Source organism: Microbaculum mangrovi, assembly GCF_051390635.1.
In the GTDB taxonomy this organism is placed as follows: domain Bacteria; phylum Pseudomonadota; class Alphaproteobacteria; order Rhizobiales; family Tepidamorphaceae; genus Microbaculum.
The window spans coordinates 223,381-238,638 of the sequence record NZ_JBPODT010000003.1 but is presented as its reverse complement, the minus strand read 5'-3'; the positions used below and the strand labels follow the sequence as shown (position 1 = coordinate 238,638).

Sequence of the window (15,258 nt, the reverse complement as noted above, 5' to 3'; positions counted from 1 at the left end):
CTGGCGAACCCTTCTGTCCGGAGCCTATCTCAACATCACCCGGTTCTCGGAGCGGTAGACCCGTTCGTCGCCGCGCATGGCGTCGATGATCAGCAGCCAGTTGCCCGAGCCGACCGTTCCGGCGGAGCCGCGATAACGGCCGATTTCGCCCTCCGAAAGAGCGACGCGTTGGTCGTCCGCCTCGCTGACGTGACTTGCGAGCGTCGCCGAGACCTCGAGGCCGCCGACGGGCGCGCCGTCGCCATCGCGGACGGTGACGTCGAAGGCCACGCCGTCGGCCGTCCGCGCGACGTCGGCGCTGACCGACCAGTTGCGCTCGACCTGGGCCCGGGCGGCGTCGAGCTCGGCCTGATAGGCGTTGCCGGCCCGGTAGGAGGAGGCGACGACGACACCGGTATTGGTCGAGACCGCCAGCCAGATCATAATGATGTTGGCGACCGTGATCAGCCCGAAGAAGCCGATGAGGCTGAACAACACAGTCCGCCCGGTAACGCGGAAACCACCGCCCTTACTCATGTCTTCGACCGTCGTCATGACATTGCTGACCTGTCTCCACGATCCTATTTCGGCGCCCGGAAGAAGTCACTCATGGCCTCGCTTTCGCCGGTCGCCGGATTGGTGACCCAGAAGGTGATCGGCGTTGATTCGGCCAAGGCCTCGCCGGGACTGGAGTTGACCAGGACGCGAACCTCCCGCGACTTGTCGGGGTCGACCGTGATCACCGGCCAGCCGTCCTGGCGCGTGTCGGCGCCGACCGCCTCGATGGTGGCGCCGGGCAGGCCGTCCAGCGACAGGACGTAATCGGTCGGCTCCAGATACTTGTTGAGGATGCGGATCGTGTATCCGTTGCGGATGCCGCCCTCGGAGAGCTGCACGAACAGCGGATTGCGGTCGTGCAGGACGCTGATGCCGAGACTGCTGCGGGTGGCCAGGGTGTAAGCCATGATGCCGGCGACGGCGGCGATGATCGCCACGTAGATGAGCGTCCGCGCCCGGAAGAACCGGAAGATCGGCGGCTTGCCTTCCTCGCGGCGGTGAAGGTTGATGTCGGTGTCGTAGCCGATCAGGCCGCGCGGGCGGCCGATCTTGTCCATCACCGTGTTGCAGGCGTCGATGCACAGGCCGCACTGGATGCATTCGAGCTGCAGGCCGTCACGGATGTCGATGCCGGTCGGGCAGACGGCGACGCACTGGAAACAGTCGATGCAGTCGCCTGCCTGTTCGCCGGCGGCGACCACCTTCTCGGCCTGCTTGAGCGACATGCGCGGTTCGCCACGGTCGTACTTATAGGTGACGTTCAGCGCCCATTCGTCGGTCAGCGCCGCCTGAATGCGCGGCCACGGGCACATGTAGACGCAGACCTGCTCCCGGGCGAAGCCGGCCAGCAGGTAGGTGGTAAAGGTGAGGATGCCGATCCACAAATAGGCCATCGGCGAGGCCTGGAAGGTCGCGAGCTCGCGCACCAGGGTCGGCGCATCGGCGAAGTAGAGCACCCAGGCGCCGCCGGTCCACCAGGCGATCAGTATCCACAGGGTGTGCTTGGAGACCTTCTCCATGACCAGGGTCGGCGTCCAACCGCCCTTGTCGGCCTTCATGCGCTCGCGGCGATCGCCCTCGATCAGGCGCTCGACGGCATAGAACAGATCGGTCCAGACCGTCTGCGGGCACAAATAGCCGCACCAGAGCCGGCCGGCGACCGCGTTCATCAGGAACAGGACCATCGAGGCCAGGATCAGGAGGCCGGTGATGTAGTACACCTCCTGCGGCCAGATCTCGATGAAGAAGAAGTAGAAGCGACGGCCCGGGAAATCGATCAGGACAGCCTGATCGGGCGCATTGGGGCCGCGGTCCCAGCGAATGAAGGGGGTGAAATAGTACACTCCGAGCGTGAGCATCATCACCGCCCACTTGATGGAGCGGAACGTACCCTCGACCTTCTGCGGGTAGACCTTCTTGCGGGGGGCATAGAGCGACGTTGGGGTTCCGCCGCTGCCAACACCCGTATCAACACGCATCGTCTGCTACTCCTCTACCGCCTCTCGCTGTCGGCGGCTGGAAGTTGGTGCCCGCCGGCTCCCCAGGCAAGCGGACACTTGGTCGCGCGGGGCGCGGCTATTCGCCGCCGCCCAGACTATGCACGTACACCGCAAGCGATTTCAGCGTCACCGGATCGAGCCTGTCGACCCACGCCGGCATGACGCTGCCGCCGCCGACCTGGATGCGGTGGACGATCGCATTCAGATCGCCGCCATACAGCCAGATGTTGTCGGTCAGGTTCGGCGCGCCGACCTCCGTCATGCCCTCGCCGTTGTCGCCATGGCAGGCGGCGCAGTTGTCGGCATAAACGGTCTGGCCATTGGCGAGATCGGCCGCGGGATTGGTCTCCATGCCGGACAGGGAGGCGACGTAGCTGGCCACGTCGCGCACCTGGTCGGTGTCGAGGATCTCGTCGCGCCCGAAGGCGGGCATGTCACCGATGCGCGCCTCGTCGTTGTCCGACCGGATGCCGTAGAGCAGCGTCTGGTGGATATCGTCGAGGGTACCGCCCCAGAGCCAGGCGTCATCGTTGAGGTTGGGATAGCCGATGGCTCCGCCACCGCCCGAGCCGTGGCACGGCGCGCAGTTGTCGCCGAAGGCCGCCTTGCCGTTCGCCATGGCGAACTCGAGCAGGCTCGGCGTCGACTGGATGTCCTGCAGGGAGGCATCGGCGAGCGCCTTGCCGGTTTCGCCGCGCATGTCCTGCAGCGCGGAAACCTCCTGCATGACGATGGCGCGCTGGGAATGGCCGCGGATACCGCGGGCATAATCGTTGATGAGCGGCCAGGACGGCATCATCACCCAGTAGAACACCGCCCAGACGATGGTGGCGTAGAAGGTCCACAGCCACCAGCGCGGCAATGGCGTATTCAGCTCCTTGAGGCCGTCCCACTCGTGACCGGTGGTCTCGGTACCCGTGATTTCGTCGATTTCCTTTTTGACCATGGAATCAGTCCTCCCGGAGCGGGATCTTGGAGGCTTCATCGAAACGCTCTTTGTTCCGAGGCCAGAGCGCGTAGACGAGCACGATAAGGAACAGGATCACGAAATAGACGAGACCCCAGGTTTGGGCGAATTGCGCGAGCCGTTCGTACATTGCCCTACCTCAGATTGATGTCGGCTTGGTCGTCGTAGGTGGAGAAGTCGACCAGGGTGCCAAGCATTTGCAGATAGGCGATGACCGCATCCATCTCGGTGAGCCGGCCCGGATCGCCGTCGAAGGCGCGAACCTGGGCGCCGGGATAGCGCTCGATCAGACCGTCGGTATCGGCGTCGGGATCGGCCTGGGCCATCAGGTCGGCCCGGGCGCTCTCGATCATTTCCGCGCTGTAGGGCACGCCGACGATGGCGTTGGTCTTCAGGTCCGCGGCGATGTCGGCGATCCGGAGCTCGGTCGTGGCCAGCCAGCGATAGCTCGGCATGATCGATTCCGGCACCACCGAACGCGGATCGATCAGGTGGTCGTAGTGCCAGGCGTCGGAGTACTTGCCCCCGACCCGGGCGAGATCCGGGCCGGTGCGCTTGGAGCCCCACTGGAAGGGATGGTCGTACATCGACTCGGCCGCCAGCGAGTAGTGGCCGTAGCGCTCCACCTCGTCGCGCAGGGTGCGGATCATCTGGCTGTGGCAGAGATAGCAGCCCTCGCGGACGTAGATGTTGCGTCCGGCCAGCTCCAGCGGCGTGTACGGCCGCATGCCCTCGACCTTCTCCACGGTCGACTTCAGGTAGAAGTTGGGCACGAGCTCGACCAGCCCGCCGATGGAAACCACGATGAGGATCCCGACGGTGAGGATGATCGAGTTCTTCTCGAAGATCGCGTGTTTGTTCATCATTGCTCGATCCTCCTCACTCAGCCGGCTGCACCGCGGCGGGCTGACCGGCCGTTTCTTCGGCCGGCTCGCCGTAGCGCACCGTCATCCAGAGGTTGTAGGCCATGATCAGCGAGCCGAGGACGAACAGAAGGCCGCCGAGCGCGCGGATGACGTAGAAGGGATGCATCGCCGCCACGGTCTCGATGAACGAGTACTCGAGGAAGCCGAGGTCCGTGTAGGCGCGCCACATCAGGCCCTGCATGATGCCCGACACCCACATCGAGGTGATGTAGAGGACGATGCCGATGGTGGCGATCCAGAAGTGCCAGTTGACCAGCTTGAGCGAGTACAGCCCCTTGCGGTTCCACAGCCACGGCACCAGGCAGTAGATGGCGCCGAAAGAGACGAAACCGACCCAGCCGAGCGCGCCGGAATGCACGTGGCCGATGGTCCAGTCGGTGTAGTGGCTGAGGCTGTTGACCGCGCGGACCGACATCAGCGGCCCCTCGAAGGTCGACATGCCGTAGAACGCCACGGAGACGACCAGCATGCGCAGCACCGGATCGGTGCGCAGCTTGTCCCAGGCGCCCGACAGCGTCATCAGGCCGTTGATCATGCCGCCCCAGGACGGCATCCACAGTATGATCGAGAAGGTCATGCCCAGCGTCTGCGCCCATTGCGGCACCGCCGTGTAGTGCAGGTGGTGGGGACCGGCCCAGATGTAGAGGAAGATCAGCGACCAGAAGTGGATGATCGAGAGGCGGTAGGAATAGACCGGCCGCTCGGCCCGCTTCGGCACGAAGTAGTACATGATGGCCAGGAAGCCGGCGGTGAGGAAGAAGCCGACCGCGTTATGGCCGTACCACCACTGGGTCATGGCGTCCTGGACGCCGGACCAGACGATGTAGGACTTGGGCTCGGTGAAGGAGACGGGAACGGTCGCGTTGTTGATCAGGTGCAACATCGCGATGGTGATGATGAAGGCAAGATAGAACCAGTTCGCCACGTAGATGTGCGGTTCCTTGCGCTTCCACAGCGTGCCCAGGAAGACCAGCAGGTAGACGACCCAGACGATGGTCAGCCACAGGTCGGCGTACCATTCCGGCTCGGCGTATTCCTTGGACTGGGTGACGCCCAGCAGGTAGCCGGTGCCAGCGATGACGATGAAGAAGTTGTAGCCCCAGACGACGAACCACGGCCACATGCCGCCGGCCATGCGGGCGCGCGAGGTGCGCTGGACCACGTACATGGACGAGGCGATCAGGACGTTGCCGCCGAAGGCGAAGATCACCGCCGAGGTGTGCAGCGGCCGCAGGCGCCCGAAACTGATCCAGGGAAGGTCGAAGTTGAACGCCGGCCAGGCGAGCTGGAGCGCGATGATCAGGCCGACCAGGAACCCGGCGACACCCCAGACCACGGAGAGGGCGGTCGCGACCTTGACCGGGCCCATCTGGTAGTTCGGCTTGCCGTCGATCTCCTCGGGAATGTCGGCTTCCCGCTTAAAATAGGCGTTGAGGACGGCGAAGATGCCGATCACTCCGGCCGCGAGCCCCAGCCAGCCATGGAACTCCATGGCCGCGTCATGCGTCTTCGCCGCGATCAGCAGGCTTGCCAGAACACTCAGGACGAGAAGGGCGATGACGCTTCCCTCGTCCATCCTAAACGATTTCGCCGTAATTGAGCGTGCCATATCGGGATCCGTTCCGATTCCGTCTCTAGTTCACAACCCCACGGGTTCGCACCCGGCGGGATCGTCCATGCTACCAACATTTCCGGGACTGCGAACGCATTGACATGCGTCAACGCGGACCACAACCCGCATCAAGGCGTCCCGCGAAGCTCCCGGACCGTACGCGGCAAATCACATTCGGTAAATCGACGATGACCGCTTGCGGCACCGGGTCGCGGCGAACGCCCCGATCCGGCGCCTTTCGCGTTGCGCCCCCCGAATCGGACGATCCCGGCGCCAGTGTAGCCGCAGCGGACGCGCTTGGCCCGGAAAAACCTGCGTGGGCCTCGGGTTCTGACCACCGCTGGCCCCGTCGCGCGGGCTTGCGGAAGATCAAGGCGCGCTATCGATTTGTGGCCCAAACTAATTTCCCGATAAGGCCGGCCCGCTGTCGCGTGGGGCGCGACGGCCGGCCGCCGCGCATCCGTTCGGGAGGACCGCCATGAACGACAGGAACATGAGCGACAGAGAGATGAGCGCCAAAGACATCAGCGCCAGGGAACCGATTCACGACATCGCGCATCTGGGCAGCGTCGAACTGTTCACGCCGAAGCCCGAGGACAGCCTCTGGTACTTCCACGACATCCTCGGCATGGAGACGGTGCACACGCTGGGCAATTCCGTCTACCTGCGCGGCTACGGCGACTATGCCGCCAGCACGCTGAAGCTGACGGCCGCCGACCGGGCCGGGCCGGGCGTCATCTCGTGGCGGGCGACCAGCGAGCCGGCGCTGGAGCGGCGGGCCGCCGAGATCGAGGCGCTGGGCCTGGGCATCGGCTGGACCAACGGCGATTTCGGCCGCGGCCGCTCGTACCGCTTCCACGACCCCGACGGCCACACGATGGAGGTCTATTTCGAGGAGCAGCACTACGAGGCGCCCGACCACCTCAAGTCGTCGCTGAAGAACCTGCCGCAGAAATATTCCGGCCGCGGCGTCGGGGTGCGCCGCATCGACCACCTCGCGCTGCTGGCCAAGGACGTCGAGGCGAACCGCACGTTCGCGCAAAAGGTCCTCGGCTTCCAGCTGCGCGAGCAGGTGCGCTTCAACAAGGGCGCGACCGAGATCGGCTCGTGGATGAGCCCCTCCCCGGTGCATCACCAACTCGCCTACGTCGTCGACGTGAAGGGCGCGCACGGCCGCCTGCACCACTTCTCGCTGTGGGTCGACAATCGCGAGGACGTGCTGCGCGCCGCCGACATCCTCTCCGAGAACGGCGTGTTCATCGAGGCGGGTCCGGCCAAGCACAACAACTCGCAGGGCTTCTACCTCTATACCTACGAGCCGGGCGGCAACCGGGTGGAGATCTATTCGGGCAGCTACCTGGTGTTCGCGCCAGACTGGGAACCGGTGACCTGGAACGAGGAGGAGCGCGGCACCGGCGTCTACTGGGGCGGCAGCCTGCCCGACAGCTTCATCCAGTACGCCACCCCGGACGTGCCGGGCGACGCCGAGGAGTCGGGGGAACCGGTGGCGGATTCCAAGTCGTTCCCCGTATTCTTCTGAGAGCCCGGTTCCCAGGCACTACACTTACAGCGGGCACGACACGGTTACATACGGAGAAGGCCGCATGATCCCTCCCCGGATAGACAAGGACGCCGTGCGCCAGCGCATCGGCCCCTATGCCGACACGAAAGCCACCGCCGAGGAGCGGGGCAGGATCTACGAGGCGCTGATCGGCTTCCTGCCGCCGCGCATCGAGGCGCGCCTCAACGTCACCGGCGCCATCGACCCGGAGATCGTCGATCTGCAGGAGCGGATGCGCGAGCACGCGATGTATCCGACATGCTTCGACGTGAAGACGGCGCAGCTCATGCTGTTCGGCATGCTGCTGATGGACATGAGCGATGCCGCCGCGTTACACGGGATTGCCGCGCGGCGCGCGGGGGCGACCTGGGAGGAAATGCAGGCGGTGATCAGCCTGTGCTTCCTGTTCCGGGGGCTGCCGGCGGCCAATCGCGGCGCCGAAATGCTCGCCAATATCGCCAAGCGGGAAGTACACGCCGATGCAGAAGGTCGCTAGCTCCGCCCCCACCGCCGAAATACCGGCCACGGACTCGCCGGTAAGGGACGTCCTCAACTTCATCGACGGCGCCTATGTCGGCGCCAGCGGGCACTTCTTCGACAAGCGCTCGCCGGTCAGCGGGGCGCTGATCGCCCGCGTGGCCGAGGCCGGCCGCGACGAGGTGGATGCCGCGGTGAAGGCCGCCCGCGCCGCGCTGCACGGACCGTGGGCGTCGCTGACGCTTTCCGAGCGCACCGACCTGCTGTACGGCGTCGCCGACGAGATCAACCGGCGCTTCGACGATTTTCTCGAGGCCGAGGTCGCCGACACCGGCAAGCCGTTGAGCCTGGCCAGCCATATCGACATCCCGCGCGGGGCGGCGAACTTCAAGATCTTCGCCGACGTGGTGAAGAACGTGCCCGGCGAGGTGTTCGAGACGGCGACGCCGGACGGGCAAGGCGCGCTCAACTACGCGGTGCGCGCGCCGGTCGGCGTCGTCGCGGCAATATGCCCGTGGAACCTGCCGCTGCTGCTGATGACCTGGAAGGTCGGCCCGGCGCTGGCCTGCGGCAACACCGTGGTGGTGAAGCCGTCGGAGGAGACCCCGCAGACCGCGGCGCTGCTGGGCGAGGTGATGAACGCGGTCGGCATCCCCAGGGGCGTCTACAACGTGGTGCACGGCTTCGGGCCGGACTCGGCCGGCGAGTTCCTGACGAAACATCCCGACGTCGACGCCATCACCTTCACCGGCGAGACCAGGACCGGCGCGGTGATCATGAAGGCGGCCGCCGACGGGGCGCGGCCGGTGTCGCTGGAGATGGGCGGCAAGAACCCTGCTCTCGTCTTCGCCGACTGCGATTTCGACAAGGCGATCGAGGGCACGCTGCGCTCCTGCTTCGCTAATTGCGGCCAGGTCTGCCTGGGCACCGAGCGCGTCTATGTGGAACGGCCGATCTTCGAGGCCTTCGTCGAAGCACTGAAAAAGGGTGCCGAAGCGATGAAGCTCGGCGCGCCGGACGATCCCGAGACCGGCATGGGCCCGCTGATCAGCGAGGAGCACCGCGGCAAGGTGCTGTCCTATTACCGCAAGGCGGTGGAGGAAGGCGCGACCGTCGTCACCGGCGGCGGCGTTCCCGACATGCCCGCCGGCCTGGCGGGGGGAACGTGGGTGCAGCCGACGATCTGGACGGGTCTGCCCGACGACGCGGCGACCGTGACCGAGGAGATCTTCGGGCCGTGCTGCCATATCGCCCCGTTCGACGACGAGGCCGAGGCGATCGCCCGTGCCAACGCCACCGGCTACGGGCTGGCGGCCAGCGTGTGGACGACCAACCTCACCCGCGCCCATCGCGTCGCGGGCCGGATCGAGGCAGGCATCGTCTGGGTCAACAGCTGGTTCCTGCGCGACCTGAGGACGCCGTTCGGCGGTGCCAAGCAATCCGGCATCGGCCGTGAGGGCGGCACCTATTCGCTGGAATTCTATACCGAGCTCAAGAACGTCTGCATCAAGCTGTGAGATCGCCGACGATCCGAGTTGGAAGCCTCGTCCCGAGGAGCCGCCGGCCGGCGGCGTCTCGAAGGATGCGGCTTCCCGGCACATCCTTCGAGACGGGCGCAACGGCGCCCTCCTCAGGATGAGGTCGAAACGAGTTGATGCACGCCTCCCTTAGCGGCAAATTTCCAAACAGATAAAAAATCGAGAGGGAACCCCATGCTGTCAGACGCCGACCGCCAGAAAGCCGCCGACCTGCTGCAGGAGGCCGAGCGCACCCGCACGCCGGTCGTCCAGTTGTCGACCACCTGGCCCGACATCACCATCGAGGACGCCTATGCGATCCAGAACGCGGTGGCGGCGCGGCGGATGAAGGCCGGCGCCCGGCTGATCGGCCACAAGATCGGCCTGACCTCCAAGGCGATGCAGCGCTCCTCGATGATCGACGAGCCCGACTACGGCCACCTGTTCGACGACATGATGATCGCCGACGGGGCCAAGGTGACGCACGCCGACTACTGCGTGCCGCGGGTGGAACTGGAACTCGCCTTCGTGCTGGCGAAGCCGCTGAAGGGCCCGAATGTCGGCCTGCTCGACGTGCTGCGCGCCACCGAATACGTCGTTCCCTCGATCGAGATCATCGACGCGCGGGTGCAGAACCCGCGCAAGATCTACGACACCGTCTCCGACAACGGGGCGGCGGCCGGCATCGTCATCGGCGGCAAGCCGGTCGGGCCTATGGACGTAGACCTGCGCTGGGTCGGCGGCATCATGTACCGCAACGCGGAGATCGAGGAGACCGGCATCGCCGCCGGCGTGCTCGGCCATCCCGCGCTCGGCATCGCCTGGCTCGCCAACAAGCTCGCCCCCTTCGACGTGACGCTGGAACCCGGCCACATCATGCTTTCGGGCTCCTTCATCCGGCCCGTCTGGGCGGAGAAGGGCGACACGCTGCACGCCGATTTCGGCCCGCTCGGCGACGTCGCCATCCAGTTCGTCTGAGGACCATGCGCGCCGTCTTGCAGGTGCCGGCCGGCTGCATGGGTCCCGGATCACGTCCGGGACACGCGGCCTGTCGCGCCGGAGGGACACTGCCACACGCGCCGGCCTGGTGCACCGGACCTGATCCGGGGCCTATGGGGCGGTGGCGCCGAACCGTAGGGGTGGCGCCGAACAACAAGGGGGCGGCGGAAAGACCCGGAGCCGCGCCTTCCGGATTGCGCCCATGCGTCATTCGGGCCACGGGCGCGACTGACGAGCCCGGCTGCTTCCATACAATGAGGATACGGAACCGATGGATCTGAACCGAAACGCCTTCAAGCACGCCATTGCCGCGGGAACGCGCCAGATCGGACTGTGGTCGAGCCTGTCCAGCAACACGGCGGCGGAGATCATCTCCGATTCCGGTTTCGACTGGATCCTGTTCGACATGGAGCACGCGCCGAACGACATTGCCGAGATCGTCGCGCTGCAGCAGGCCGCGCAGGCGGGCAGCGCGACACCGATCGTGCGGCCGGCCTGGAACGACGCGGTGCTGATCAAGCGCGTGCTCGATACCGGCGCCCAGTCGATCCTCGTGCCCTTCGTGCAGACGCCGGAGGAAGCGCGGCAGGCGGTGGCGGCCGCCAAGTATCCGCCCGAGGGCATTCGCGGCGCCGCCGGTTCGGCGCGGGCGAGCCGCTACGGCCGCGTCGCCGGCTATCTCAACAAGGCGAATGCGGAAATCTGCGTGCTGGTGCAGATCGAGACCGGCGAGGCGCTGGCGCAGATCGACGAAATCGCCACCGTCGAGGGCGTCGACGGGGTGTTCATCGGCCCCAACGACCTGTCCGCCTCGATGGGCCACCTCGGCAACATGGGGCACCCGGAGGTGCAGGCGGCGATCGAGCACGCCGTCACCCGCCTGAAGGCCGTGGGCAAGCCGGCCGGCATCCTGACCTCCAACCACGACGAGGCGCGGCGCTATATCGACTGGGGTTACTGCTTCGTCGCCGTCGGCTCGGATGTCGGCCTGCTCACCAAGGGCGCCGACGCCCTGGCGAAGACGTTCAAGACGCTGTAGGGGCGCCAGCGCCGTCGCCGCCGCCGTCACCATTACCGTCACTGTTACCGGGGCGCCGCCGGAACACCACCGGCGCCAGCAGCACCAGCGCGACGAAGCGCACGGTGTGATGGGCGCCGACATAGGCGGCGTCGAGGCCGAGCAGGAAGGCGAGCACGACCATCGCCTCGAAGGCGCCCGGCGAGAACGCGAGAACGGTCTGGCCGAAGGGGAAGCCCAGCCAGACCGTGGCCACGATCGCGGTCGCCAGCGAGATGGCGAAGCCGATGGCGAAGGTCATCAGGGCATCGAACAGGCCGCTGCGGAAGCGCCTCCAGCCCATGCCGGCGAAGCGCGCCCCGATCCCCGCGCCCAGCACCGCGAAGGCGCTCATCAGCAGCCAGTTGGGCATCACCGCCGTCACCACGTCGGTCGCATGCAGGGCGGCGCTGGCGACCAGCGCCCCCATCAGCCCAGCGGCGGGAAAGCGCGTCAGCCGGATCAGCACCGTCGCGGCCAGCCCGCCGACGACCAGCAGCGCGATGTCGTAGACGCCGGGGATGGCGTGCTGCGGCAGGGCGGCCGTCAGGTCGACGCCGGACGTCAGGCTGATCATCGGCGGCACCAGGGCGACCAGGATCGCGACACGCAGCGCCTGCACGAGCGCGATGCGCGGCACGTCCGCGTCGGTCGCGTCGGCCAGCGCGAGGACCAACGACAGGGCGCCGGGCATGCTCGCCATCAGGGCGTCGTCGCGACGCCAGCCGCGCCAGCGGATCAGCGGCAGGGCGCAGCCGGCCACCAGCACGGGCAGGCCGATGACCAACACCAGCAGCGAAGCAGGCCACGCGACGACGCCGGCGAGCGCTTCCGGCGTCACCGCCGAGCCGATGTTGAGGCCGAGGAAGAAGAAGACGATCTCGCGCAGCCAGCGCGGAATATCCACCGGTGCGTCGAAAAGCGCCGCCGCCGCCACGACGATCATCGGGCCGGAGATCCACGGCACCGGCAGCCCGGCGAGCGCGAACAGCGTCCCGCCGGCGCCGGTTAGCGCCAGCGTCAGGACGAGCTTTCGCAGGTCGCGTATCAGGTCTTGCCGGGAGGGCAGCCCAGACACCGGGAACTCCGTGTTCGGAAGGACGGACGACGCATCCGGAGGACCGCCGCGGCGCCGGGATACGTAAGGGTTTTACACAATAGGACCGAACCGCGCGGCGCGCCATATTAGACGGCACATGGCCGCTATGCCGTTCGCGCGAACATGAGGCATATCAAAGACATAAGCGGCCCAAACGAGCGAAGATCCAGCCATGGACCCGCACCTGATCCACTATGCCACCCGCAACGTGCCGCGCTACACCTCGTATCCGACGGCGCCGCACTTCACCGACCCGGTCGACGCGCAAGGCACCGACGACTGGCTGGCGGCCCTGCCCGCCGAGGCCCGCGTGTCGGTCTACCTGCACGTGCCCTATTGCCGATCGATGTGCCACTATTGCGGCTGCCACACCAAGGCCGTGCGCCGGCCGGAGCCGGTGGCGGAATACGCAGACACGCTGAAGCGCGAGATCGCGCTGGCCGCCGACCGGCTCGGCGGCAGGCGGCGGCTCGTCCACCTGCACTGGGGCGGCGGCACCCCGAGCCTGCTCGATCCCGACGATTTCCAGGCGCTGGCCGACCTGGTGCGGTCGCGCTTCGACGTCACCGCAGATGCCGAGCACGCCATCGAGCTCGATCCGCGCACGGTAACGCCGGCGCTCGTGGCCTCGCTGGCGCGGGCCGGCGTCAACCGCGCCAGCCTCGGGGTGCAGGACTTCAACCCGACGGTCCAGGCGGCGATCGGCCGCGTCCAGAGCCACCGCCGCGTCGTCGAGGTGGTCGAGGCGCTGACGCGCGCGGGCATCGGCGCCATCAACATGGACCTGATGTACGGCCTGCCGCACCAGACGGCGAAGGAGGTCGAGCGCAGCGCCGACCTCGCCGCGGCTCTGGCGCCGGCGCGGATCGCACTGTTCGGCTACGCGCACGTGCCGTGGATGAAGACGCACCAGCGGCTGATCGACGCCGCCGCCCTGCCCGGCGCCGTGGAGCGGATCGAGCAGGCCGAGGCCGCCGCCGCCCGCCTGGTGGCGCACGGCTACGTGCCGGTCGGCATCGACCATTTCGCCCGCCCGGACGATCCCCTCGCCATCGCCGCACGAACGGGCACGCTGCGGCGCAATTTCCAGGGCTACACCACCGATCCGGCCGACGCGCTGATCGGCTTCGGCGCCTCGTCCATCGGCAGGCTGCCGCAGGGCTACGTCCAGAACGCGGCCGATGTCGGCGGCTGGCGGCGGGCGATCGAGGCCGGCCGCCTACCGATCGCGCGCGGCAAGGTGCTGAGCGGTCAGGACCGCGCCCGCGCCGAGATCATCGAGCGGCTGATGTGCGACTTCGCGGTCGACGCCGAGGCGGTCTTCGCCCGTCACGGGCTGGCGGCCGAGACGCTCGCCGACGCCGACGCGGCGCTGGAGCCGCTGATCGACGACGGCATCGCCGTCAGGGATGGCGCACGCATCGTTGTGCCCGACGACAGGCGCATGTTCGTGCGCCTCGTCGCCTCGGCCTTCGACGCCTATCTGCCGCAGGGCGCGGCGCGGCACTCGGTGGCCGTGTAGGCTTTCGTCCGGTCATCGCCCCATCCGCTCGTTCCCGCGAAAGCGGGGATCGGGTTGCGTAGGGCACGGCTCCGCCAAACAGCTCCCGGATTCCCGCTTTCGCGGGGATGAGCGGGGGGAAGAGATCCCCCGCCTGCAAAAAGAAAGCGCCGGACCCGGAGGTTCGGCGCAGTTGGCAAGAGGACGTGGACGCCGGGCCCGAAGGCGCGGCGAATTTCGTCAGCAGGCGATCGCCAGATCCTCCATTGCGCGCTGGTTGGCGATGCGCACGCGGTCCTGCTTCTCGAGAACGATCACGCCGCGGCGGCGCAACTCGGAGAAGGACCGGGAAACCGTTTCGATGGTGAGGCCGAGATAGTCGGCGATCTCCTGCCGGGTCATGGACAGGCGCACGACCTCGGGCTCGCTCGTCTCGCCGGCGACATGGACCGCCAGCCTGAGCAGGAAGCGCGCCACCCGTTCCATCGCCGACATGCGGCCGAGCAGCACGGCATGCTCGTGCATGGCCTCGAGCTGCACCAGCATCTGGCGGGCGATAACGCGCTGGAACGAACAGGACCGCTCGGCTTGGCGGCGGTCGTAGAAGCGGACGCGCGTGGCCGTCAGGGTCTCGGCGGAGGAATCGCGGAACTCGCCCTGGGCGAAGCCGAATACGTCGCCGGGGCCGAGCAGCTCGACAACCTGGCGGCGACCGTCGGGCAGCAGCTTGTAGAGCATCACCGCGCCCTCGACGACCTGGCAGACCGTGTCGGCGCAGTCGCCCTCGAAGAAGATGGTGTCGTGCTGGCCGTAACGCGAGACGCACGCGCTGCGGATCACGTCGTCCCTGCCGTCCATGCCGTCGGCGCCGAGAACGCCACACCCGCCGAACGGGGTCGCGCCCTGTAGCAGTGACCTGTCGACGACGGTGTTCATGGTGGCCCTCTCCTCCGCTCCGGTGTCGCTCCGGATGATGTTTCATGCGTAACAAATCGGGCCACACCGGCCAATTCGGACCGCTACTTACGTGATTTCCCGTAAGACGCGGCCGGATCGACCGCGTCCCGGCGAGGATGGTCAGAGGAGGTCGCGGATGGCGTCGGCTTCGACGGGCTTGCGGATCAGGTGGGTCACGCCGAGACCCTCGAGCTGGCTGTCGAGCCTGGACAGAGACTGGCCGGTGATCACCACGATCTTGGTGTCGGGATTGCTCAGGCGCAGACGGCGCACGAGATCGGCCCCGCTCATGCCCGGCAGAGCGAGGTCGATGACCACGGTATCCGTCGCGTGTGGCGCCGCCGCGGACAGAAACGTCTCGGCGTCGACATAGGCATGCGCCTCGTGCCCGAATGCGTTCAGCATCAGCACAAGGGCATCAGCCACCGCCGGATCGTCCTCGATCACGTGGAAGGCCAACCGATCCTCCCTGCAAACCATGGGAGGACTTTCGTCGCGGACGGGCGTGTTGGCTTTGATACCGGTCAAACCGCCGGGAAATCGTTGTCA

Annotated in this window: 15 protein-coding genes; 6 read left to right on the top strand and 9 right to left on the bottom strand. The window is 67.1% G+C overall.

Features of this window, described 5'->3' with window-relative positions; all coding sequences use genetic code 11:
• Positions 1-24: 24 nt before the first annotated feature.
• From ACSF9G_RS13855 to ccoN, 6 genes are all read right to left on the bottom strand, one after another.
• Entirely contained in the window at positions 25-534 is a 510-nt protein-coding gene (locus tag ACSF9G_RS13855) for a FixH family protein (RefSeq protein WP_436642583.1), read from the bottom strand.
• A 26-nt stretch (positions 535-560) separates the two neighbouring features.
• On the bottom strand, positions 561-2,015 hold the full coding sequence (gene ccoG, locus ACSF9G_RS13850) for a cytochrome c oxidase accessory protein CcoG (RefSeq protein ID WP_436642581.1): 1,455 nt from the start codon (positions 2,013-2,015) through the stop codon (positions 561-563).
• Between the two features lie 97 nt (positions 2,016-2,112).
• Complete coding sequence (gene ccoP, locus ACSF9G_RS13845; protein ID WP_436642579.1) at positions 2,113-2,982, bottom strand: cytochrome-c oxidase, cbb3-type subunit III; 870 nt, start codon at positions 2,980-2,982, stop codon at positions 2,113-2,115.
• Between the two features lie 4 nt (positions 2,983-2,986).
• Complete coding sequence (locus tag ACSF9G_RS13840) at positions 2,987-3,133, bottom strand: cbb3-type cytochrome c oxidase subunit 3 (protein WP_436642577.1); 147 nt, start codon at positions 3,131-3,133, stop codon at positions 2,987-2,989.
• Between the two features lie 4 nt (positions 3,134-3,137).
• A complete protein-coding gene (gene ccoO / locus ACSF9G_RS13835; RefSeq protein WP_436642575.1) occupies positions 3,138-3,869 on the bottom strand; it encodes a cytochrome-c oxidase, cbb3-type subunit II in 732 nt (243 codons plus the stop codon).
• Positions 3,870-3,882: 13 nt separating this feature from the next.
• Positions 3,883-5,505, bottom strand: coding sequence for a cytochrome-c oxidase, cbb3-type subunit I (ccoN, locus tag ACSF9G_RS13830; RefSeq protein WP_436642573.1), 1,623 nt, complete (start codon positions 5,503-5,505; stop codon positions 3,883-3,885).
• A 514-nt stretch (positions 5,506-6,019) separates the two neighbouring features.
• Between ccoN and ACSF9G_RS13825 the strand changes: the two genes are divergently transcribed.
• The 5 genes from ACSF9G_RS13825 to ACSF9G_RS13805 all read left to right on the top strand — a co-directional run bounded on the left by ACSF9G_RS13825 (position 6,020) and on the right by ACSF9G_RS13805 (position 11,134).
• Positions 6,020-7,081 carry a VOC family protein gene (locus ACSF9G_RS13825; protein ID WP_436642571.1) on the top strand — a complete coding sequence of 354 codons (1,062 nt, stop codon included), beginning with the start codon at positions 6,020-6,022 and terminating at the stop codon, positions 7,079-7,081.
• A 64-nt stretch (positions 7,082-7,145) separates the two neighbouring features.
• Entirely contained in the window at positions 7,146-7,598 is a 453-nt protein-coding gene (locus tag ACSF9G_RS13820) for a carboxymuconolactone decarboxylase family protein (RefSeq protein ID WP_436642569.1), read from the top strand.
• The gene (locus ACSF9G_RS13815; RefSeq protein WP_436642567.1) at positions 7,582-9,096 is read left to right on the top strand and encodes a 2-hydroxymuconic semialdehyde dehydrogenase; all 1,515 of its coding nucleotides are present in this window, start codon (positions 7,582-7,584) and stop codon (positions 9,094-9,096) included. The genes ACSF9G_RS13820 and ACSF9G_RS13815 overlap by 17 nt, the downstream gene beginning before the upstream one ends.
• Before the next feature lie 195 nt (positions 9,097-9,291).
• Positions 9,292-10,074, top strand: coding sequence for a 2-oxo-hept-4-ene-1,7-dioate hydratase (gene hpaH / locus ACSF9G_RS13810; protein WP_436642565.1), 783 nt, complete (start codon positions 9,292-9,294; stop codon positions 10,072-10,074).
• A gap of 292 nt (positions 10,075-10,366) precedes the next feature.
• Entirely contained in the window at positions 10,367-11,134 is a 768-nt protein-coding gene (locus tag ACSF9G_RS13805; RefSeq protein ID WP_436642563.1) for an HpcH/HpaI aldolase family protein, read from the top strand.
• Here ACSF9G_RS13805 and ACSF9G_RS13800 read toward each other — a convergent pair.
• Positions 11,121-12,230 (bottom strand): AbrB family transcriptional regulator, encoded by a 1,110-nt coding sequence (locus ACSF9G_RS13800; RefSeq protein ID WP_436642561.1) that lies wholly within the window; start codon positions 12,228-12,230, stop codon positions 11,121-11,123. The two genes, ACSF9G_RS13805 and ACSF9G_RS13800, sit on opposite strands and share 14 nt — an antisense overlap.
• 193 nt (positions 12,231-12,423) lie before the next feature.
• Between ACSF9G_RS13800 and hemN the strand changes: the two genes are divergently transcribed.
• Positions 12,424-13,773 (top strand): oxygen-independent coproporphyrinogen III oxidase, encoded by a 1,350-nt coding sequence (gene hemN, locus ACSF9G_RS13795; RefSeq protein ID WP_436642559.1) that lies wholly within the window; start codon positions 12,424-12,426, stop codon positions 13,771-13,773.
• 219 nt (positions 13,774-13,992) lie between these two features.
• Here the strand turns inward: hemN and ACSF9G_RS13790 are convergent, their stop codons facing one another.
• Both ACSF9G_RS13790 and ACSF9G_RS13785 read right to left on the bottom strand, forming a co-directional pair.
• Complete coding sequence (locus tag ACSF9G_RS13790; protein ID WP_436642557.1) at positions 13,993-14,688, bottom strand: helix-turn-helix domain-containing protein; 696 nt, start codon at positions 14,686-14,688, stop codon at positions 13,993-13,995.
• Positions 14,689-14,829: 141 nt separating this feature from the next.
• A complete protein-coding gene (locus ACSF9G_RS13785; protein WP_436642555.1) occupies positions 14,830-15,168 on the bottom strand; it encodes a response regulator in 339 nt (112 codons plus the stop codon).
• Positions 15,169-15,258 lie beyond the last annotated feature (90 nt).